This window comes from Lederbergia citrea (assembly GCF_018343525.1).
GTDB classification, from domain to species: Bacteria; Bacillota; Bacilli; order Bacillales; family Bacillaceae_C; genus Lederbergia; species Lederbergia citrea.
This window is the reverse complement of record NZ_JAGYPH010000004.1, coordinates 382,834-405,258: the sequence shown is the minus strand read 5'-3', so window position 1 is coordinate 405,258 and position 22,425 is coordinate 382,834. Positions and strand designations below refer to the sequence as shown.

Below are 22,425 nucleotides of genomic sequence, written 5' to 3'. Positions count from 1 at the left end.
ACCCCAGAGATTATTCGACATAATTCGGGTGGTGACAGGCACTTGGAAGGGGCAGTGAGGATGGCGAATGCTTACCGGAAGGCTGGAGTCGATATTGAAGCTGGGTATGAAGCTGTTGAGAAGATAAAAAAGCATACGAAAAGAACGATGCGTACTGGTGTAATGGGACAATTGGGTGGTTTCGGCGGCGCATTTGATTTGTCAGAGCTGAATTTAAGGGAGCCTGTGCTTGTTTCTGGTACGGACGGTGTCGGCACGAAATTGAAGCTCGCATTCATGATGGACAAGCATGATACCATTGGGGTCGACTGTGTAGCTATGTGTGTCAATGATATCGTTGTCCAAGGCGCGGAGCCGATTTATTTTCTGGATTATGTCGCGCTCGGTAAAGCAGTTCCTGATAAAATCGAACAGATTGTGAGCGGGATTGCAGACGGATGCGAGCAGGCAGGGTGTGCACTGATTGGCGGAGAGACAGCAGAAATGCCTGGTCTATATGAGGAAGACGAATATGATTTGGCTGGTTTTTCTGTTGGCGCTTGTGAAAAATCACAACTCATCACTGGGGATGCAATTCAGGAAGGCGACGTCCTTATTGGCCTTGCTTCAAGCGGGATTCATAGTAATGGCTATTCGCTCGTCCGAAAAATATTCTTAAAGGATCAAGGCTTTAAACTTGATGCGCAACTGCCTGAGCTTACTGGTAAGCTTGGCGAAGAATTGCTGAAGCCGACAAGAATTTATGTAAAACAGATCATGGCGGCATTGCAAGAGTTTGAGATTAAGGGAATGTCCCATATTACTGGCGGTGGTTTTATCGAAAATATTCCAAGAATGCTTCCTGACGGTTTTGGTGCCGAAGTTGAAGCTGGCTCATGGCCTATATTGCCTATTTTCCAGGCTCTTGAGAAATACGGAGAGCTAAATCGTGATGAGATGTACAATATTTTCAACATGGGCATCGGTTTTGTCGTAGCAGTTAATGCGAGCGATGCTGAAGATGCCATCCGGTTTTTTATTGAGCAAGGAGAAAAAGCATATAAAATCGGATCTGTCGTTAAAGGGGAAGGCGTCCAATTTGTGAATGCGAGGACTGTGAAGTGAAAAAAATAGCGATCTTTGCTTCAGGAACTGGAAGCAATTTTCAAGCAATTATTGATGCGGTAAAAGTTGGAACACTAAATACTGAGATTGCGCTGCTCGTGTGTGATAAACCCGGAGCAGCTGTAATAGAAAAGGCGGAATTGGCAAGTATTCGCACGTTCGTTTTTAATCCTAAACAGTATGCATCTAAAGCAGATTTTGAGCAGCAGATCATTGAACAACTTCAACAGCATCACGTCGATTATATTATCCTTGCCGGCTATATGAGATTAATTGGCTCAACATTGCTAGAAGCATTTGCAAACCGAATTATTAATATCCACCCATCCTTGCTGCCAGCTTTTCCAGGTAAGGATGCAATTGGGCAAGCTTTTCGAGCAGGTGTAAAAATAACTGGGATCACGATTCATTATGTGGATGAAGGAATGGATACGGGCCCCATTATTGCGCAAAGAGCGATCGAATTGACAGAGGAAGATTTGCTCGAAGATGTAGAACGAAAAATTCATGAAATTGAGCATGTTTTTTATCCCGAAACATTGCAAAAATTGCTGGGAAAATAGTGAAATCAAAAGGGGGAACCTTCAAGATGAAAAGAGCGCTAATCAGCGTATCCGATAAAACGGGTGTTGTTGAATTTACGAAAGAGCTTGTTAAGCTTGGCTTTGAAGTTTTGTCGACGGGCGGCACGAAAAAAGCATTAGAAGATAGCGGGGTTCCGGTAAAAGGCGTGGAAGAAATAACGGGCTTCCCTGAAATATTGGAAGGGCGTGTCAAAACACTTCACCCATTCATTCACGGCGGACTATTAGCGAAACGTAATGAATCCAGCCACTTGAAACAGCTTGAAGAACAAGGAATTCAACCAATTGATCTTGTATGCGTGAATTTATATCCATTCCAGCAAACAATTTCAAAGCCTGATGTGACACCTGAAAACGCAATAGAAAACATTGATATTGGCGGCCCTGCAATGCTAAGGGCATCCGCAAAGAATCACGACCATCTTACTGTAGTGGTAGATGCAGCTGATTACGAAAATGTGCTTGCTGAATTGCGTGAAAGCGGCGAAGTGCGTAAAGAAACGAAGCGCAAGCTTGCTGCAAAGGTTTTTCGTCATACTGCGGCATATGATGCTCAAATTGCAGAATATATGACCGAGCTTGCTGGTGAAGAGCAGCCCGAACGACTAACATTTACATATGAGCTAAAACAAAGCTTACGATATGGAGAAAATCCACATCAACAAGCAGCTTTTTATAAACGTCCGTTAGGTTCAGAGTTTTCGATTGCCCATGCAACTCAGCTTCATGGCAAAGAACTTTCCTACAATAATATTCATGATGCAGATGCTGCTTTGCAGCTGGTAAAGGATTTTGATGAGCCGGCAGCTGTAGCTGTAAAGCATATGAATCCTTGTGGTGCAGGAATAGGTGAGAGTGCTTCAGATGCTTTTAGAAAAGCGTATGAGGCAGATCCAACATCTATTTTTGGCGGAATTGTTGCTTTCAATAGGGAAGTGGACGGTGAAACAGCTCGTCAATTGAATGAAATCTTCCTTGAAATCGTCATCGCTCCAGCTTTTACAGAAGAAGCATTGGGGATTTTGACTGCAAAGAAAAATATTCGTTTATTGACGATTCCGTTTAATCAAGGAAACAAGCGTGAAAAAATGCTCACGTCGGTTGAAGGCGGATTGCTCATCCAAGATCAGGATTCTTACACGTATGAGAATGCAGACATTACCATTCCAACAAAACGTGAGCCGACGGAAGAAGAGTTGGCAGCACTAAAATTGGCATGGAAAGTTGTTAAACATGTGAAATCTAATGCGATTGTTGTCGCAGACAGCAATATGACACTTGGCGTTGGCGCTGGACAAATGAACAGGGTTGGGGCAGCAAAAATTGCGCTTGAACAAGCAGGTGAACGTGCTAAAGGTGCAGTGCTTGCATCTGATGCATTCTTCCCGATGAACGACACAGTTGAAGCAGCAGCACGTGCAGGCATTACAGCAATCATCCAACCGGGCGGTTCAATCCGTGATGAGGATTCGATTAAAATGGCGGACGAACATGGCATTGCGATGGTCTTTACGGGTGTAAGGCATTTTAGGCATTAATAAAAAAGCGGAAGCGCCTGTTCAGCGGTGTAGCATGACATTAATTTGATTGACTGTCCTCCTGAGGTCTGACTTCAGGAGGATCGTTTCATTACGAGAAATGGGCGGTGGATTTTATGAAAATATTAGTTGTTGGCGGAGGCGGCAGAGAGCACGCGATTTGTAAAAAAGTGAAGGAAAGCGAACTCGTCACCGAAGTATATTGTGCTCCTGGTAATGGCGGAATTGCAGCAGATGCAATCATCGTGCCAATCGCAGAAACGAATTTTGCAGATTTAATCAGTTTTGCTAGAGAAAACCGAATAGATTTAACAATCGTTGGTCCGGAAGTTCCACTTTCTGCAGGAATTGTTGATGAATTTGAAGCGGCAGGCTTAAAAATATTCGGTCCGAGGAAAAATGCTGCCATCATTGAAGGCAGTAAATCATTCGCGAAGGATTTAATGAAAAAATATCATATTCCTACGGCTGCCTACGAAACCTTCCATTCTTATGATGGTGCAAAAGCGTATATCGAAGAAAAAGGAGCGCCAATCGTCATTAAAGCGGATGGATTAGCTGCCGGAAAAGGCGTTGTCGTTGCAATGACGAAAGAAGAAGCACTAGCTGCCATAAAAGATATGCTGTTAGATGCTAAATTTGGTAAATCATCTGCAAGTGTCGTGATAGAAGAATTTTTAGATGGTGAAGAGTTTTCGCTCATGGCATTTGTGAATGGGGAAAATGTGTATCCAATGGTGATTGCACAAGATCATAAGCGTGCCTTTGACGGTGATCAAGGTCCAAACACTGGTGGTATGGGAGCTTATACACCCGTTCCGCATATTTCGGATGCTGAAGTTCAACGTGGAGTGGAAGAAATTCTGATTCCAACGGCAAAAGCAATGATCCAAGAAGGAAGACCGTTTACGGGAATCTTATACGCCGGGTTAATTCAAACCGAGCAAGGTCCAAAAGTGATTGAATTTAATGCCCGCTTCGGAGATCCAGAAACGCAAGTGGTCCTTGCTAGATTAGAAAGTGACTTGGTAAAGCTATTAAGTGACTTAATGGATGGAAGAAACCCTGAAATAACATGGTCGGACGATGCAGTCGTCGGCGTTGTCCTTGCTGCAAAAGGCTATCCTGGTGAATATAAAAAAGGTATCGCTTTGCCGAACCTTGAAATAATAGACCCGGATGTTTCGATTTTTCACGCAGGTACTACCCGCAGAGAAGAAGATGGAGCATATCTGTCTAATGGCGGTAGACTTCTCTTGACAACAGCCAAAGGCGATACAATTAAATCAGCCGTCGAAAAAGTATATAAAGAAATGAAAAAGATCGACGATAAAGAATTTTTCTATCGTAATGATATCGGACATAAAGCACTTTAATTTTTAAGAAAAACCATATGGGATGGGTTTAGATGAACCCCTATCCCATATGGTTTTTCTTTGTTTTTAAGCGTTTTCACAATTTGTTAATAATTTGCTGTAAACCTTTACTGCGTTAAATTAAATAATATGTTAGAATAATAACATGCAGAAAGTAGCTCCTCAGGAGGAATGGGTATGTTAAATCAAAAATATAGATGGAAGAATAAACAAATACGCGAGCAAGTAGCCGTTATGAACGGTAAAAAGTCGCCTACAATTCTATTAAAAAATGCACGTTTTTTACATTCAGTTTTAAAGAAATGGTTGATCGCGAATATTTGGATATATAATGATCGGATTATTTATGTTGGAGAGGAACTGCCGGAAAGCACAAAAAACTGTGAAGTGGTTGACTGCACTGGATTAACGCTTGTCCCTGGTTATATCGAGCCACATGTTCATCCGTTTCAGTTGTACAATCCACAATCGTTTTCCCGCTATGCAGCACAAACAGGTACTACGACAATTATTAATGATAACTTAGTCATGTTCTTACATTTAAACAAAAAGAAAGCGTTTTCCTTGTTACGGAAATTTAATGAATCTCCCGTAACAATGTATTGGTGGAGCCGATATGATTCCCAAACGGAATTGGAAAGCGAAGAAACGGTTTTTTCAAACGGAGATGTAAAATCATGGCTCGAGCATGATGCCGTTGTGCAAGGCGGAGAATTAACTGCCTGGCCGAGATTGCTCGCTGGCGATGATCTATTGCTTCACTGGATACAAGAAACGAAGCGACTTGGTAAAAAGGTAGAAGGGCATTTTCCAGGCGCATCTGAGAAAACACTGGCAAAAATGATGCTTTTTGGTGTCGATTGTGATCATGAATCAATGACAGGGAATGATGTGTATAACCGTTTAATGCACGGCTATACAGTCTCATTACGCCATTCATCGATCAGGCCTGATTTGCCTAATTTACTAAATGAAATGAAGGATCTTGGTCTTAATCAATATGAATCAATGGTTTTTACAACAGATGGCTCTACTCCAGCCTTTTATAAGCAAGGCATTGCCGACATGATGATCCGCATTGCAATTGAAAGCGGTGTCCCGCTGATTGACGCTTACCATATGGCTTCATATAATATAGCACGTCATTATAATATTTCGCACCACCATGGCATGATTGCAACGGGAAGAGTCGCTAACATCAATTTCCTTTCTAGCGAAAACGAACCAACCCCTATTTCTGTACTTGCAAAAGGACAATGGGTGAAAAAAGATGGTGTTGAAAAAATTGCTGATGAAGATATTAATTGGAGTGAGTATGGGCTTGAACCATTAAAATTAGAATGGGATTTAAATAAGTCTGATTTGCAGTTTTCCATGCCATTTGGGATTGAGATGGTGAATGATGTGATTACGAAGCCTTATTCAATCTCGATTGATTTGGCTACGGATGAGCTTCCGCAAAATCATGATGAATGCTTTTTTATGCTATTGGACCGTCACGGGAAATGGAGAATTAACACAATTGTCAAAGGATTCGCAAAAAGTGTAAGCGGTTTCGCCTCATCGTTTTCTAGTACGGGAGATTTTATTTTAATTGGAAAAAATAAAAAAGATATGATGCTAGCCTTCGAGCGGATGAAAGAAATTGGCGGTGGAATCGTTCTCACTGAAAGTGGTGAAATCATCCATGAAATGCAGCTTTCTTTATTAGGACTAATGTCTAATAAAAAATTGGAAGATCTTATTCAAGAAGAGGAAAGGTTAAAAGAATTGCTTGTGGAAAGGGGATATCCATTTGGGGATCCGATCTACTCTTTGCTTTTCTTTTCATCTACTCACCTACCATATATCCGGGTTACACAAAAAGGAATGTATGATGTAATGAATAAAACAGTACTTTTTCCAACGTTAATGCGTTAAAATAGTAGAGGAACAACATTTAGACTTAATAATCTAGGGGATGGGAATGTGTCAAAGGTAAGAATGCCGCTTCTATTTGCGGCCATGTTTATATTGTTTTTATCCGCTTGCAGCAAAAATCCACCAGAGGAAGCGAAGAAGAAAAATCCGCCTCCTACAGATCAGGTATCTGAAGATGAGGAAAATAAGGATTCTTTTCAATTTCCGCTTACTGGCATAGAGACCGATAAAGAGTCAGACCGAAGAGCGGTAGCGGCGATGATTAATAATCATCCTACGGCCCGACCGCAAAGTGGCCTTTCAAAAGCAGATATTGTATATGAAGTACTTGCCGAAGGATCGATAACTAGATTTTTAGCTATCTTTCAAAGTGAAATTCCAGATAATATTGGACCAATACGCAGCGCCCGGGATTATTTTATTGAACTGGCCGAAGGATATAACAGCCTCTATATTGCACACGGTTATAGCCCCGAGGCGAAACAGATTCTTTTATCGGGAAGCATCGATCATTTGAACGGCATGAATTATGACGGCACTTTATTTAAAAGAGCCACTTTCCGAAAAGCACCACATAATTCTTATATTACTTATGATAATATTGAAAAAGGTGCGGAAGCCCAAGAGTATGATATGGCAAAACCTCCTGCAAAATTGGAGTTTCTGAATGAAGATGAAGTGGATAAAATAAATGGTGAAAAAGCCGAAAGTGTAACTATCACTTATAACCCTAATTCTCGGCCTTCGGCAAAATATGAATTCGATCAAAAATCCGGGAAATACTTCCGTTATTCTGATGGCGAACAAACAGTAGAGTACGAAACCGAACAACCGGTGCAATTGGATAATGTGATTGTCATCGAAACGACTCACAGTGTCATTGATTCAGCGGGAAGACGGTCGATAGATTTGACGTCAGGTGGAAAAGCTTATTTATTCCAAAAAGGAATAATGAAAAATATAGAATGGAAAAATCAGGACGGCCGTGTTCTTCCATTCGAGGATGGCCAACTTGCAAAACTTGTTCCAGGGAAAACTTGGATTAACATCGTCCCAAAAATGGAAAATGTTTCATACAGCGAATAAACATTCGTTCTATGAAAATAAAGGAGACAGTAGAAACATGCAAATCGAAAAGTTAAGAGGAAAAGGACTTGATCAGCTTTTTGAAGCAATCTTATCGTTAAAAGATGTAGAAGAATGCTATCGCTTCTTTGACGATTTATGCACAATTAATGAAATTCAATCGTTATCACAGCGTTTGGAAGTGGCCAGAATGCTACGAGAAGGTAAGACCTATCATAAAATTGAGACTGAAACTGGAGCAAGTACAGCAACGATTTCCCGAGTAAAGCGTTGCCTTAACTATGGAAATGACACTTATGAAATGGTGCTCGAAAGAATTCAGAAAGAAAAATAGTATATACGAAGAAACAATAGATTATTTTGTTAAGCCGCGGAATTTTATTCTGCGGTTTTTCTTCGGTGTAGTCATGCTAAATGTTATAATGGAAAATGGACAAGAAAAAATGGAGGATTTCAAGTATGTACGATGTAAAAGATTGGCGCCATGCTTTTAAGCTTGATCCGAACAAGGTGATTTCAGATGAAGAGCTTGAACTTGTTTGTGAATCGGGGACAGATGCCATTATTGTTGGTGGAACTGATGGGGTCACTTTGGAGAAAGTGCTTGATCTGATGGCGAGAATTAGAAGATACACAGTTCCTTGTGTACTGGAAGTAAGCAATATTGAATCCATTACGCCAGGATTTGACTTATATTTTATTCCTTCCATATTAAACAGCCGTGATATCCGCTGGCTGTCTGGCCTGCATCATGAAGCTGTTAAAGAATATGGGGAAATCATGGACTGGGATGAAATCCTTGTGGAAGGTTATTGTATATTAAACGAGCAATGTAAGGCAGCAGAGCAGACAAATGCGAATACGAATTTGGATGCTGATGATGTGGCAGCCTATGCGATGATGGCAGAAAAAATGTTCCATATGCCGATTTTTTATATGGAATATAGCGGCACGTATGGGGATCCACAGCTTGTTAGTCGAGTAAAAGATCAGCTATCAGAAACAAAGCTCTTTTACGGGGGCGGTATTAAAACTGCTGAACAAGCAAAAGAAATGGGCCAATTTGCAGATGTCATTATTGTTGGTAATGCTATTTATGAAAATTTAAAAGAAGCACTAAAAACTGTTACTGTTTTACAATGACAAGTATAGATGAATTAATGTATAATAGAACAAATGTTCTCGATGGGTGGTGGAGTACGTGCAATTTTTAACAAATCGTCTCCTTGAAGGATTGAATCCTGAACAAAAGGAGGCTGTCAAAACAACTGATGGTCCTTTATTGATTATGGCAGGGGCAGGGAGTGGAAAGACGAGGGTTCTGACTCACCGAGTTGCCTACTTAATGGTGGAAAAAGGAGTTAATCCATATAATATTCTAGCAATTACATTTACGAACAAAGCAGCTCGTGAGATGAAAGAAAGAATTGGTAAAATCATGGGTGGCGCTGCTGAAGAAGTATGGATCTCCACTTTTCACTCCATGTGCGTCCGTATTTTACGGCGCGATATTGATCGGCTTGGCTATAACCGCAACTTTACAATCCTCGATAGTACCGACCAGCTCTCCGTAATCAAAAATATATTAAAAGATCAAAATATTGATCCGAAAAAATTTGAACCGCGAGCTATTCTCGGATCCATTAGCAGTGCGAAAAACGAGCTTGTCACTCCGGATGAATATGAGAAACAAGCTGCTGGCTACTATGCTAAGGTGATTAGTGATGCATATAAAGAATATCAGCGCCGGCTCCGGAGAAATAATGCGCTCGACTTCGATGATTTAATCATGATTACAATCCAACTGTTTGATCGCGTACCGGAAGTGTTGGAATTTTACCAGCGCAAGTTCCAGTATATCCATGTTGATGAATATCAGGATACGAACCGTGCGCAGTATATGCTTGTAAAGCTCCTATCAGCAAGGCTGAAAAATTTATGTGTTGTCGGTGATTCAGATCAGTCTATTTATCGATGGCGTGGAGCAGATATTGCGAATATCTTATCATTTGAAAAAGACTATCCGAATGCAAATGTCATTTTGCTGGAACAAAATTATCGATCAACAAAAAGGATACTAGCGGCAGCAAATGAAGTCATTAAAAATAATGGTAACCGCAGGCCGAAGAACTTGTGGACTGATAATAACGATGGTCAAAAAATTGTATATTACCGTGCTGACGGTGAACAAACGGAAGCGCAATTTGTAGCAGGAAAAATAAAAGAAATGACAGCAGACAGCAATCGAAAGCTTTCTGATTTTGCTATTCTTTACCGAACAAATGCCCAGTCGCGTGTGATTGAGGAAGTTTTACTAAAGTCGAATATCGAGTACAACATCGTCGGCGGAACAAAGTTCTATGACCGTAAAGAAATTAAAGATTTGCTTGCTTATTTACGACTTATTGCGAATCCTGATGATGATATTAGCCTTCTCAGGGCGATAAACGTGCCAAAACGCGGTATTGGTGCCACTTCATTGGATAAAATCTCCCGTTATGCGCAGGAGCATGATTTATCTTTATATCAGGCACTTAACGAGATTGATTTCATCGGTTTAAGCGGCAGAATTGCCAATGCTGCTTCTGAGTTCCATGCATTTATTCGCAACTACACCCAGATGCAGGAATTTCTCTCTGTGACTGAACTTGTAGAGGAAGTAATAGAAAAATCGGGTTATAGAGCGATGCTGATTGCAGAAAAGTCGCTTGAGGCAGAAAGTCGTCTTGAAAATATTGATGAGTTTTTATCTGTTACGAAAAACTTTGAAGAAGGTACCGATGATAAGAGCCTCATTGCATTTTTAACGGATTTGGCGCTTGTTGCAGACATTGACAAGTTAGATGAGGATGGGACACCTGGAGATGCGATTACGTTGATGACCCTCCACTCTGCAAAAGGATTGGAGTTTCCGGTTGTGTTTTTAATCGGGTTAGAGGAAGGCGTTTTTCCACATAGCCGTTCATTAATGGAAGAGGAAGAAATGGAAGAAGAGCGCAGGCTTGCGTATGTAGGAATTACCCGTGCTGAACAGGAATTATTCATTACAAATGCTCAGATGAGAACACTATACGGGCGGACGAATATGAATCCTGTTTCCCGGTTTATTGGAGAAATTCCTGAAGAGTTGCTTGAAGTTGCGCAAACTGAAAACAGACGATCCATTTCTTTCGGTGGATCTCCGGTTGGACAAAAAAGAACGAAGCCGGTTTTTCGTCCAACTCCTGTTTCACAAGGTGCAGGCAAAGCCTCCTGGAAGGTCGGGGATAAGGCGGAACATAAAAAATGGGGAATTGGTACGGTTGTAAGTGTCAAAGGTGAAAGTGACAGTATCGAACTCGATATTGCTTTTCCAAGCCCAACAGGCATTAAACGTCTCCTTGCTGAATTTGCTCCGATTACAAAGGTGTAATGCCATGAATGTAAGTTGATTAATAGTAGAAAGGGCTGTTTCTATGGATAGTAAGGCAGCTGAAAAGCAGTTAAAAGAACTGTACAATTTATTAAATCAATATAATTATGAATACCATGTCTTGGATAACCCATCCATTCCAGATGCAGAATACGATCGTCTTATGCAGCAATTAATAAAGCTTGAAAAAGAACATCCAGAAATGATTGCCCCTGATTCCCCAACACAGCGCGTAGGCGGTGAGGCTCTTTCCGCTTTTGAAAAAGTGCGGCATGATACGCCTATGCTAAGTTTGGCCAATGCTTTTTCTGAAGCCGACTTACGAGATTTTGACCGTCGTGTCAGGCAGGCAATCGGGGATGAGTTCACTTATATATGCGAATTGAAAATTGATGGACTAGCTGTTTCCCTGCGTTATGAAAATGGCGTCTTTGTAAAAGGTTCTACCCGCGGAGATGGAACTGTTGGTGAAGATATTACAGCCAACTTGAAAACGATTCGCTCCATACCGCTAAAGTTAAATGAATCATATTCAATTGAGGTACGCGGCGAGGCGTATATGCCTAAAAAATCATTTTTGAAATTAAATAAAGCAAGAGAAGAAAACGAGGAAATGTTGTTTGCAAACCCAAGAAACGCTGCTGCAGGATCATTGCGGCAGCTAGATCCAAGAATTGCAGCTTCCCGAAATCTTGATCTCTTTCTTTATGGCATTGGCGACTACGGCTCAACGGGCGTGACGACGCATAGTGCGGGCCTTGATTTACTTGAGAAGTTAGGCTTAAAAGTGAATAAAGAACGTAGAAAATGCGAGTCGATTGAAGATGTCATTAAATATGTTGAACAATGGACGGAAGGTCGTCCGAACTTGGACTATGAAATTGACGGAATTGTAATCAAGGTTGATTCGCTGGATCAGCAGGAACAGCTTGGCAATACAGCTAGGACCCCGCGCTGGGCTATAGCTTTTAAGTTCCCAGCTGAAGAGGTAGTGACCAAGTTAATAGATATTGAATTAAGTGTTGGAAGAACTGGTGTAATCACACCAACCGCAATACTTGAGCCCGTCCTTGTAGCAGGAACAACCGTCCAGCGGGCATCTCTTCATAATGAAGATTTAATTCGCGAGAAAGACATTAGGCTTGGCGATTGGGTAGTCGTAAAAAAAGCGGGAGATATTATTCCAGAAGTGGTGAATGTTCTTGTTGAGAGACGAAGTGGTGAGGAATTAGCATTTGAAATGCCGTCTCATTGCCCGGATTGCAATAGCGAGCTCGTCCGTCTCGAAGGAGAAGTGGCACTCCGCTGCATTAACCCGAAATGCCCCGCCCAAATACGCGAGAGCCTTATTCATTTTGCATCGCGAAATGCGATGAATATTGAAGGTCTTGGTGAAAAAGTAATCGGTCAGTTATTTTCTCATCAATTGATTAGGGATGCTTCAGATATTTACTTTTTGACAAGAGAGCAATTACTTCAGATGGAGAGAATGGGGGAGAAATCTGCCTCCAATTTACTTTCTGCAATTGAAGCTTCGAAAGCTAATTCCTTAGAAAAGTTGTTATTCGGTCTTGGTATTCGCCATGTCGGAGCAAAAGCGGCAACAACTTTAGCAGAGCATTTTGAATCGATCGACAGGCTTGCGTCAACTTCTCGAGAGGAATTGCTGAATGTTCCTGAGGTAGGAGAAAAAATGGCTGATGCCATTGCTACATTTTTTGAAAATGAGGAATTTGAACAGTTAATTTCTAAATTAAAGCTGGCTGGTATTAATATGCATTATCTTGGTCAAAAACGTGCTACGCTTGAAAACATAGATTCTTATTTTACAGGTAAGACAGTCGTCTTGACCGGTAAGCTAGAGAAGCTGACTCGTAACGAAGCGAAAGATAGGATTGAAGCACTCGGTGGTACTGTAACTGGAAGTGTAAGCAAGAAAACGGATCTCGTCATCGCAGGTATTGATGCCGGATCGAAATTAGCTAAAGCAGAGGAGCTCGAAATTGAGGTATGGGATGAAGTTCGGCTTCTGGATGAACTTGAGGAGTAAAGGTGGAAGAACGGCATGAAAAAATGGTTGGCAATGCTTTTGGCAGCAACCCTTTTAACAGGGTGTGCGCCGGCATTTGAAAAAAATGATGAAGTTGTACAGAAAAAAGATGATAAGAAAGAAACATCGATTATTCCAAATTACCAAATTTCAGAATCTCACTATCGATCAATCATCCCTTTCCAGCCTAGCCAAACAAGAGGGATGGTTGTATCTAATCTCCATTCAAAATATGATATTAACGAATTTGAAACTGGATTAATGCGAGTGGCAAAAGAAAATTTTTCAACAGATAAATATGTATTTCAAGAAGGTCAAAAAATAAGTCGTGATACGGTAAGCGGATGGTTAAAAAGAAAATATACGAAACAACAATTAAAAGAATTGAAAATGGATGCAAGCGAAAATATTGGCTTAAATCCTGCAAACCCTGAGACTGGTACGGTGGAAGAACAAAATGAAAAGTATCCGATCTACTTGGCCCATGTACTCGAACATAATTATTTAATTAAAAATGATAAGACAGTCAAACTTGGGGGAATAGTCATTGGGCTCGCATTAAATTCAGTCCATTATTATCAAAAGGAAAAATACGGTGCAACATTCCAACAGGAAATACCTCATGCAAAGTTAGAGGAAGAAGGTAAGAAAATGGGACAGGAGATAGTGAAGCGACTCCGTTCCATGAACGACATTGGGAATGTTCCAATTACGATTGCCCTCTTTGAACAAAAAAGTAAAAATGCAGTAATCCCTGGAAACTTCTTTGCGTATGCTCATGCTAGTAAAGGGAGCACTACTCTTGGAGACTGGAAAAAAGTAGATGAGGAATATTTTCTGTTCCCTTCCTCAGATGCAGAACAAGCTCATCGAGATGATGTTGCATACTTCTTAAGATTTAAAGATGATGTCGAAAAATATTTCCCGAATTATAACGGTGTAATTGGAAGAGCCTTTTATAAAAATGGACAATTAATGGATCTTGCTATTGATATTCCAATTCAATTATACGGTGAAGCAGAAATAATTGGTTTTACCCAATGGGCGGCATCCCTTGTCATGGATCATTTTCCAGAATATATTAAAGTGGAAGTCAGCGTTACATCTGTTAACGGAGCGGAATCATTAATCGTCAAAAACGCCGGCGAAAAAGAACCTTTTGTTCATATATATAAGTAGAAAAGCGGCTGGCGCCCGGAGCTGGACAAGTAGAAAAGCGAAAGGTGCATACGCTGAAAAAAATTAGGGGGGGTCAGGCTCTTGAGCATCTGGTTGCCAAGGGCTTGACCCGCTTGCGTTTGCCTGGCTTTTTCTGATATTATCAATAGTATTGCTAGTGTTCGATTAAACACGGAGGTGTATAAAAATGTCTAGAATATCAAAAGATGAAGTGCTTCATGTAGCACACTTAGCCAGACTTGAAATAAATGATGAGCAAGCGGAGTTTTTTACAGATCAGATTGGCCGTGTCATCAAAATGGCAGAGGAGCTAAATGAATTAGATACAGCAAATATCGACCCGACTTCACATGTTTTTGCACAGAAAAATGTCATGCGTGAAGATGTAGCGGAAAAAGGTTTGCCGCTTGAAGAAGTATTGAAAAACGTACCGAACCACCAAGATGGACTAATTAAAGTACCAACGATTTTGGAATAAGGAGGGGAACCCACCACATGTCACTATTTGATCATAAAATATCGGATATTCATGAACTTTTACATAAAAAAGAAATAACGGTTTCAGACCTTGTCGATCAATCATTCAAAAGAATCAATGAAGTTGATGGAAAGGTGAAAGCATTCTTGACATTAGATGAGGAGAATGCACGAAATAAGGCGAAAGAACTTGATGGACAAGTTGGGGAAAATGCACTATTCGGTATCCCAGCTGGAATCAAGGATAATATTGTCACAAAAGGTTTACGTACAACATGTGCGAGTAAAATGTTGGAAAACTTTGATCCAATTTATAATGCAACCGTTATGGATAAACTTGATAATGCTAACACGGTTACAGTTGGAAAATTAAATATGGACGAGTTTGCAATGGGATCCACTACTGAAAACTCTGCTTTTCAAATCACACGTAACCCTTGGAACCTGGATGCCGTCCCTGGCGGTTCTTCAGGTGGTTCAGCAGCAGCTGTTGCAGCTGGTATTCTTCCATTTGCACTCGGTACAGATACAGGTGGTTCCATCCGCCAACCTGCTGCTTTTTGTGGTGTGGTTGGTTTAAAACCTACATATGGACGCGTTTCTCGATATGGAGTTGTCGCTTTTGCTTCATCTCTTGATCAAGTCGGACCAATCACAAGAACGGTTGAAGATAATGCGCTTGTTTTACAAACAATCGCTGGACTTGATCCGAATGACTCCACAACTGTTAATCAAGAAGTACCTAACTTTGTGGATGGCTTGACAGGTGACATTAAAGGATTAAAAATTGCAGTTCCGAAAGAGTATCTTGGAGAAGGGGTAAGCGAGGCTTCCCGCCAGTCAGTGCTTGATGCGCTTAAAGTACTCGAAGGACTCGGTGCGACTTGGGAAGAGGTATCTTTACCACACTCAAAATACGCAGTAGCCTCGTATTATTTACTATCTTCATCAGAGGCTTCTGCCAACCTTGCCCGTTTTGACGGCGTTCGATACGGCTACAGCACACCAAATCCAAAAAACCTAATGGACTTATATTTAAAGTCCCGATCCGAAGGCTTTGGAGAAGAAGTAAAACTACGTATTATACTTGGTACATATGCGCTCAGTTCAGGCTTTTACGACGCTTATTACAAAAAAGCGCAGCAGGTCCGTACATTAATTAGACAAGATTTCGAAGATATTTTTGCGAAATATGACGTAATTATCGGACCGACTACCCCGACAACAGCGTATAAAATCGGTGAAGTCGTTCACGATCCGGTAACAATGTACGCAAGAGACTTGTTGACTATTCCAGTTAACTTGGCTGGACTTCCGGGCATTTCCGTACCTTGTGGATTTACAGAAGGTCTTCCACTCGGCTTGCAAATAATCGGCAAGCATTTTGATGAACAAATGGTTTACCGTGTTGCTCATGCATATGAGCAGGCAACGGATTACAATACGAAAAAACCACAATTGTAAGGGGTGAAAAAAACATGAACTTTGAAACGGTGATTGGACTAGAAGTCCACGTGGAACTAAAAACAGAATCAAAAATATTTTCACCAGCACCAAACCATTTTGGAGCTGAACCAAATGCGAATACGACCGTGATTGACCTTGCGTATCCGGGAGTTTTACCTGTATTAAATAAACGTGCAGTAGAATTTGGTATGAAAGCTGCAATGGCATTGAACTGCCAAATCGCAACGGAAACGAAATTCGATCGCAAAAACTATTTTTATCCAGATAATCCAAAGGCTTATCAAATTTCTCAATTCGATAAACCGATTGGTGAGCATGGTTGGATTGATATTGAAGTAAATGGTGTGAAGAAAAGAATAGGTATTACTCGCGTGCATCTGGAAGAAGATGCAGGTAAATTAACACATACAGCCGATGGCTCCCTTGTTGACTTAAACCGGGCAGGTACGCCTTTGATTGAGATTGTATCCGAGCCAGATATCCGTACTCCAGATGAGGCATATGCATATTTGGAAAAATTAAAATCAATCATTCAATACACAGGCGTTTCTGATTGTAAAATGGAAGAAGGCTCACTGAGATGTGACGCTAATATTTCATTACGTCCAATTGGACAGGAGAAATTTGGAACGAAGGCTGAATTGAAAAACTTAAACTCATTTAACTATGTCCGCAGAGGATTAGAGTTTGAACAAAAACGCCAAGAAAAAGTACTTCTTTCAGGTGGAGTCATCCAACAGGAAACACTGCGATTTGACGAAGCAACTGGTGAAACAATCTTAATGAGAATTAAGGAAGGTGCCGATGATTACCGCTACTTCCCTGAACCAGATCTCGTTCAACTGTATGTTGATGATGAGTGGAAAGAACGTGTTCGTGCAGAAATTCCTGAGTTGCCGGATGCACGCCAAAAACGCTATGTAGAAGAGCTTGGTCTGCCTGCGTATGACGCGATGGTTCTGACATTGACAAAAGAAATGTCTGATTTCTTTGAGGAAGTTTTAGCTGTTGGTGCCGATGCAAAGCAAGCGTCTAACTGGCTGATGGGTGAGGTATCAGCTTATTTGAATGCTGAGCAAAAAGATTTGCATGAAGTTGCTCTAACGCCAGCTGGTCTTGCTGGGATGATCAAGCTCATTGAAGATGGCACAATCTCTTCCAAAATAGCGAAGAAAGTATTCCGCGAGCTCATCGAAAAAGGCGGCGATGCGGAAACAATCGTTAAAGAAAAAGGTTTGGTGCAAATTTCTGACGAAAGTGCACTTATTCCGTTTGTTAATGAAATATTGGATGCAAATCAACAATCCATCGAAGATTATAAAAATGGTAAAGGCCGTGCCCTTGGATTCCTTGTCGGTCAAATCATGAAAGCAACAAAAGGCCAGGCCAACCCGCCAATGGTCAACAAATTGCTTGTGCAAGAAATGGATAAGAGATAAAAAGAAAAGCTGAAGCGCCTGTTTATGGGCGCAGAAGCTGGACAACGAAAAAGGACGGTAGAAGCATAAAATATGCTCTACTGTCCTTTTTTAGTGGGTCCTCGATCGATTTTTAATAACGGAGGCGTCCAGAATGAAGGTTATAGTGATGTAGTATATAATAGATAGCAAGAAATCTTGATAAGGGGTGAGGTTGTGAATCTAGAAAACTGGTTTGAAAAAGGCATGACTGCAAACGAGTACATAGATGCCATGGAAAAGCATAAGGAAAACCTTCAATTGATTCTAAAGTCTTTTGAGGTTCCAGCTGAAGATGAAGAGTTTTTTGCCAATTTGAGAAATAAACAACTTCGTGCCATTGCAATCACTGAGGATTGGTGCGGTGATGCAATGCTAAATGTTCCAATTTTATTAAAATTGGCGGAAAAATGCGGGATAGAAGTAAGAATGCTCCTCCGTGATCAAAACTTGGAGCTCATGGATCAATATTTGACGAATGGAACTTCGCGGGCGATCCCTATTTTCATTTTCCTTGATCAGGAAGGAAATGAGCATGCAGTATGGGGACCAAGAGCTGAAACAGTGCAACGATATGTCGAAGAGCAGCGTTCGAAGCTACCTCCGAAAGATGACGAAAGTTTTGCCGATAAACAAAGAGAAATATACGGACAAATGCATGATAAATACTTATCGGATCAGTCCGTTTGGAACGATGTATACCAGAGTATTAAGCAAAAGCTACGATAAAGGAAAGGCTTAAAAAGGAGGTGTTGAATGATGGAGCAAGTTGTTAATCAGTATTTGAAATGTTTACGATTAAACAAAGAAATCCCTAGTATTAATTATTTACAGCGCCTCATTCAGCATCACTTATCACTTATACCATATGAATCGTTCAGTAAATTTCATTATTATTCACTCGCTCCAGACTATATCCCACCACTTCCTTTGTTTGTGCAAAATTTGGTGGATAAGGGATGGGGTGGTACTTGTTTTACGTTGAATATGAATTTCGCCCGACTTCTTTCCGAATTAGGTTTCGATTGTTCGCTAGTTAGAGTGGAACCAGGTCATCTTGCGATTATGGTTGAGATTAGCGATAAAAAACTTTATGTGGATGTGGGCTATGGTTCACCAATTATGAAACCGGTGGAACTTGAGGCAAAGCCCCGGCACATTATGCACGGATTTGGCGAAGAAATTATTTTTACAAAATTAAGTGCTGATATATATGAAATTGACCGACGAGCAAATGGGAAGACATTTGTAAAAAAACAAATAAAATGGAAACCTTTATCTGAATTTGATATAAGGGATGACATTCGTTCCTCTTATATTGACAGCGATGAAAACATTACAATGAGAAGAATTACCGCTGTCCGATTTAATGGCCATCAATGTTTTTATTTACGTAATCGCTCGATGAAAGTAATGACATTCCGTAATATTAGCGAAATTCAAATGAATGATCGAAAAAAATGGGGCAAACTTGTCCAAGAAATATATCAAATTGAAGCCGAATCATTAGTCGAATCACTAGACTTTTTAGAGGAAAGAGGCATCCAGTTATTCTAGAGCTAGACGAAAACTCACCTGTTTGCAGAATGAACAGGTGAGTTTTCGTTTATGAATCTAAATATTTTTGTTATAACATTCAACTTTCAGCCAGTATCTAGCTCCAGCGCCTAGCCCCTCGAGGTCACAAGCCGATTCCCTGTGGTGGCTGAAAAGCTGCCTCCTCGGGAATCGTCTTGTGCTTGTCGTGGCTGATCAAGGCGCCTCCGCTTTTAAGTATTAAACTTCTCTTCTCATCGCTTTCAAAACATCTACCCTCGTAGCTCGCTCCGCTGGTCTCCATCCGGAGAAAAGCGTGACGATTAGGCAAATGGAAACACTGATCAATGTTAATGACCAAGGAATATGTGAAAGGACAAGCCCTTTAGGAGGGGTTTCCTCAAAAACAGCAGTCAAAACTAACGGCAAAGCCAAGTTTACGATATAGCTAATTCCATAGGCAACAACCGTTCCAATTAACGCTCCAAGGAAGCCAATATAGCTGCTCTCTAGCAGGAAAATATTTTTTATTGTTTTCGGATTGGCGCCAATGGCTTTCATAATTCCAATATCAGGCGCACGCTCGGTTACAGCCATGGTCATCGTATTATAAATGCCAATGGATGCGATAATGAGGGCAATCGTACCGATAAAGATTAAACCCACTTTCATAATCGTAAAAATCATATTGATTTGTTTCAGTTCATCAGCGATTGAGTGTGCAGCATATTGATCCTTCTTTAGCTGTTCAGATATAGCAGCTACAGATTTGACGTTATCTGCATAGAGGTTTACATTATCGTATGTTCTCTCAGTTTTCGGTTCATTAGCTTCACCACCAGGTTCTAGTGATCCGCCTCGGGTCCCTGTGTACGCTTCAACCTGTTTCAAAACTGCTTCAGAAATAAATACGTCTGTAATTTTCAACCATTCCCTGGACGGTGCTTTTGCAATCCCGACAATCGTAAGTGGAATTGCTTTTTTTACTTCCTTTCCATCTTCCATTTTAATCACTTGCATGTTGATTGTTTGATCGATCAGTTCACCTTTATAGGCGTATTCTTCTTTTAATGTCCCATCCTCATTGTACGGTTCATCAACTTTTGATAAATCCTTTGATATAGTTTCTGGAAAGGCTGAACCTACCACAATTTCATTATCTTTCTCAGGTAAGCGACCTTTAGAAAGCTCAAATCCTGCTTTTATTTCTTCTGGGAAATAGGTGACAAGGGTATTGGAATTTATTTTATAGTCATCAAGCTGAAATTCTGGCCATTGCTGCAGCGTTTGTCTCCGAGTCACTGCTTTAACGTTTTCAATCGTTTCAAAGTATTCTATATCAGTATCCGTAAGCTCGTGAAATGCCCCTTTATCATCTGTTTTTCCGTATAATGTAACCTCTGTTACAAGGCGATTTTCCATCATTTCTCCAATGATCGATTTATGAAGCCCAAACCCAACCGAAGCAAGCACAATTAAAAAAGTACAGCCAATCGCAGTAGCTAAGATTGTCATAAATAGTCGCGTTTTATTTTTTTTCGTGTTTTGCCTAACAAAACTGAATTGATCTTTAAAAGTCATATGAGTACACCCTCCAATACTTTCCCGTCTGCAATTTCAATTGTTCGATGCCCGATATTGGCTACTTTTTCATCATGAGTAATAATTAAAAAAGTGATGCCTAAGTCTTGATTAAGTTCTTTAATAAATCGAAGCAAATCAGTTTCTGTTTCACTGTCAAGGCTACCAGTCGGTTCATCTGCTAAAATAAGCGGAGGATTTACAACAAGTGCTCTCGCGATACTGACCCGTTGCTGCTGCCCTCCGGACAGTTCACTTGGATAATGGTCTTTATACTCAAGCAGGCCGACTTTATTTAAGGTTTCTTCAGCCTGTCTTTTTCTTTCCTCTTCATTTATACCTTTAAATACAAGCGGCAGTTCGACATTTTGGAATGCAGTCATGCTTGGAATGAGCTGGAAATTTTGAAAAATAAATCCGAGGTTTTGCAAGCGGAAATCGGCAAACTGAGCCTCATTAAAGTCGCTGACCATTACTTGGTCGATCCACACTTCTCCTTTATTCGGTTTTATAAATCCGCTGATAATATTAAGCAGCGTCGATTTTCCAGAACCACTGCGCCCAACAATCGTTACAATCTCTCCCTTTTTCACTGAGAATGATATATCCTCCAATACAGGAATAATATTTTTTTGTCCCTTTTTACCAATCTCAAAAGCATGGCTTATACTTTTTACTTCTATCAATTTTTCTCCCACCTTTTTATAATCACTACTCTATTAGACGACTCAGAAATAAAAATCACTACAAGAAATATGAAAATATATTATTTTTTTATATTAAAAGGAAAAGTTCGGCTATTAGTAGAAGATGGATACGGATGAGAAAGGAGTTAATAGCGATGAATAATCAAAAGAGTCTCCGTATCATGACTTATAATGTGAGGTTTGATGTGGATAGTCCGCCGAATTCATGGGAGGAACGCAAAAAGTTAATCGTTGAATTAATCCAGCGCGAATCTCCCGATATCATTGGAACCCAGGAATGTTTATATCACCAAGTTCAAGATTTAATTACTTTAATGCCGGAATACGATTGGGTTGGTTTAGGCAGGGAGGGGGGAAGTAACGGGGAATACGCGGCGATTTACTTCAAAAAAGATCGGTTTAATGTATTGGAATATGATCATTTTTGGTTGTCGGACACGCCTAATGTCATAGGTTCCTATACTTGGGGAAATGACATTCCGCGGATGGTCAGCTGGGCTCGATTTTTGGATGCAAAAACAGGAGATCAATTTTATCATCTGAACACACATTTTGATCATATTTCCGAAAATGCTAGATTTAAAGGCTCACAATTAATTATAGAAAGAATAGCCTCACTAGACCCTGTTGTCCCTATTATTTTAACAGGTGACTTTAATACTGGGGTGGATACGGAGCCACATCAAGCATTGTTAAAGAAGGGAAATCTTATTGATGCATGGGATGCAGCGGATAATACGACCAACGACCACTTAGGAAGCTTTAACGGCTTTAAGGACCCTTCCGGTGGAAAAGAACGAATTGATTGGATTTTATTCTCAGGAAACATTCAAACTGCAAGCATCAAAATCGTCGATGATCAACCAAATGGATTATTTCCAAGTGACCATTTTCCAGTTGTAGCGGAAATGAGAATTGGAAAATAAATAAAAAATATAGGCAGGCAGTGTC

At 40.5% G+C, this 22,425-nt stretch carries 19 protein-coding genes; 17 read left to right on the top strand and 2 right to left on the bottom strand.

Translation table 11 applies throughout. The features are described from left to right. Positions 1 to 60 precede the first annotated feature (60 nt). From purM to KHA88_RS19000, 16 genes are all read left to right on the top strand, one after another. Positions 61 to 1,104: a phosphoribosylformylglycinamidine cyclo-ligase gene (gene purM, locus KHA88_RS19075; protein WP_213122636.1), complete on the top strand. Its 1,044-nt coding sequence runs from the start codon at positions 61 to 63 to the stop codon at positions 1,102 to 1,104. After that, positions 1,101 to 1,667, top strand: a complete 567-nt coding sequence (purN, locus tag KHA88_RS19070) for a phosphoribosylglycinamide formyltransferase (protein ID WP_213099477.1) — start codon at positions 1,101 to 1,103, stop codon at positions 1,665 to 1,667. The genes purM and purN overlap by 4 nt, the downstream gene beginning before the upstream one ends. A 26-nt stretch (positions 1,668 to 1,693) precedes the next feature. Continuing rightward, on the top strand, positions 1,694 to 3,226 hold the full coding sequence (purH, locus tag KHA88_RS19065; protein WP_213122635.1) for a bifunctional phosphoribosylaminoimidazolecarboxamide formyltransferase/IMP cyclohydrolase: 1,533 nt from the start codon (positions 1,694 to 1,696) through the stop codon (positions 3,224 to 3,226). A 116-nt stretch (positions 3,227 to 3,342) separates the two neighbouring features. Next, the gene (purD, locus tag KHA88_RS19060) at positions 3,343 to 4,602 is read left to right on the top strand and encodes a phosphoribosylamine--glycine ligase (protein WP_213122634.1); all 1,260 of its coding nucleotides are present in this window, start codon (positions 3,343 to 3,345) and stop codon (positions 4,600 to 4,602) included. Positions 4,603 to 4,779: 177 nt separating this feature from the next. Next, positions 4,780 to 6,522, top strand: a complete 1,743-nt coding sequence (locus tag KHA88_RS19055) for an adenine deaminase C-terminal domain-containing protein (RefSeq protein WP_213122633.1) — start codon at positions 4,780 to 4,782, stop codon at positions 6,520 to 6,522. A 63-nt stretch (positions 6,523 to 6,585) separates the two neighbouring features. Further along, positions 6,586 to 7,608, top strand: a complete 1,023-nt coding sequence (locus KHA88_RS19050; protein ID WP_213122643.1) for a DUF3048 domain-containing protein — start codon at positions 6,586 to 6,588, stop codon at positions 7,606 to 7,608. A gap of 37 nt (positions 7,609 to 7,645) precedes the next feature. Then, on the top strand, positions 7,646 to 7,942 hold the full coding sequence (locus KHA88_RS19045; protein ID WP_213099481.1) for a YerC/YecD family TrpR-related protein: 297 nt from the start codon (positions 7,646 to 7,648) through the stop codon (positions 7,940 to 7,942). 125 nt (positions 7,943 to 8,067) lie between these two features. After that, the gene (gene pcrB / locus KHA88_RS19040) at positions 8,068 to 8,751 is read left to right on the top strand and encodes a heptaprenylglyceryl phosphate synthase (protein ID WP_213122632.1); all 684 of its coding nucleotides are present in this window, start codon (positions 8,068 to 8,070) and stop codon (positions 8,749 to 8,751) included. 58 nt (positions 8,752 to 8,809) lie between these two features. Beyond that, positions 8,810 to 11,020 carry a DNA helicase PcrA gene (gene pcrA / locus KHA88_RS19035; protein WP_213099483.1) on the top strand — a complete coding sequence of 737 codons (2,211 nt, stop codon included), beginning with the start codon at positions 8,810 to 8,812 and terminating at the stop codon, positions 11,018 to 11,020. Positions 11,021 to 11,063: 43 nt separating this feature from the next. Then, positions 11,064 to 13,070: an NAD-dependent DNA ligase LigA gene (ligA, locus tag KHA88_RS19030; RefSeq protein ID WP_213122631.1), complete on the top strand. Its 2,007-nt coding sequence runs from the start codon at positions 11,064 to 11,066 to the stop codon at positions 13,068 to 13,070. Positions 13,071 to 13,085: 15 nt separating this feature from the next. Further along, a complete protein-coding gene (locus KHA88_RS19025) occupies positions 13,086 to 14,249 on the top strand; it encodes a CamS family sex pheromone protein (RefSeq protein ID WP_213099485.1) in 1,164 nt (387 codons plus the stop codon). A gap of 187 nt (positions 14,250 to 14,436) precedes the next feature. Next, complete coding sequence (gatC, locus tag KHA88_RS19020; protein WP_213122630.1) at positions 14,437 to 14,727, top strand: Asp-tRNA(Asn)/Glu-tRNA(Gln) amidotransferase subunit GatC; 291 nt, start codon at positions 14,437 to 14,439, stop codon at positions 14,725 to 14,727. A 17-nt stretch (positions 14,728 to 14,744) separates the two neighbouring features. Next, positions 14,745 to 16,190: an Asp-tRNA(Asn)/Glu-tRNA(Gln) amidotransferase subunit GatA gene (gatA, locus tag KHA88_RS19015; RefSeq protein WP_213122629.1), complete on the top strand. Its 1,446-nt coding sequence runs from the start codon at positions 14,745 to 14,747 to the stop codon at positions 16,188 to 16,190. A gap of 14 nt (positions 16,191 to 16,204) precedes the next feature. Then, entirely contained in the window at positions 16,205 to 17,632 is a 1,428-nt protein-coding gene (gatB, locus tag KHA88_RS19010) for an Asp-tRNA(Asn)/Glu-tRNA(Gln) amidotransferase subunit GatB (RefSeq protein WP_213122628.1), read from the top strand. 195 nt (positions 17,633 to 17,827) lie between these two features. After that, complete coding sequence (locus KHA88_RS19005; RefSeq protein WP_213099489.1) at positions 17,828 to 18,379, top strand: thioredoxin family protein; 552 nt, start codon at positions 17,828 to 17,830, stop codon at positions 18,377 to 18,379. 27 nt (positions 18,380 to 18,406) lie between these two features. Then, positions 18,407 to 19,207, top strand: a complete 801-nt coding sequence (locus tag KHA88_RS19000; protein ID WP_249313322.1) for an arylamine N-acetyltransferase — start codon at positions 18,407 to 18,409, stop codon at positions 19,205 to 19,207. Positions 19,208 to 19,426: 219 nt separating this feature from the next. On the opposite strand, the gene KHA88_RS18995 is transcribed toward KHA88_RS19000, so the two are convergent. After that, positions 19,427 to 20,767, bottom strand: coding sequence for an ABC transporter permease (locus tag KHA88_RS18995; RefSeq protein ID WP_213122627.1), 1,341 nt, complete (start codon positions 20,765 to 20,767; stop codon positions 19,427 to 19,429). Continuing rightward, on the bottom strand, positions 20,764 to 21,453 hold the full coding sequence (locus tag KHA88_RS18990) for an ABC transporter ATP-binding protein (RefSeq protein WP_213122626.1): 690 nt from the start codon (positions 21,451 to 21,453) through the stop codon (positions 20,764 to 20,766). The genes KHA88_RS18995 and KHA88_RS18990 overlap by 4 nt, the downstream gene beginning before the upstream one ends. Before the next feature lie 155 nt (positions 21,454 to 21,608). Between KHA88_RS18990 and KHA88_RS18985 the strand changes: the two genes are divergently transcribed. Beyond that, positions 21,609 to 22,400 (top strand): endonuclease/exonuclease/phosphatase family protein, encoded by a 792-nt coding sequence (locus tag KHA88_RS18985; protein WP_249306246.1) that lies wholly within the window; start codon positions 21,609 to 21,611, stop codon positions 22,398 to 22,400. The last annotated feature ends 25 nt before the right edge of the window (positions 22,401 to 22,425 follow it).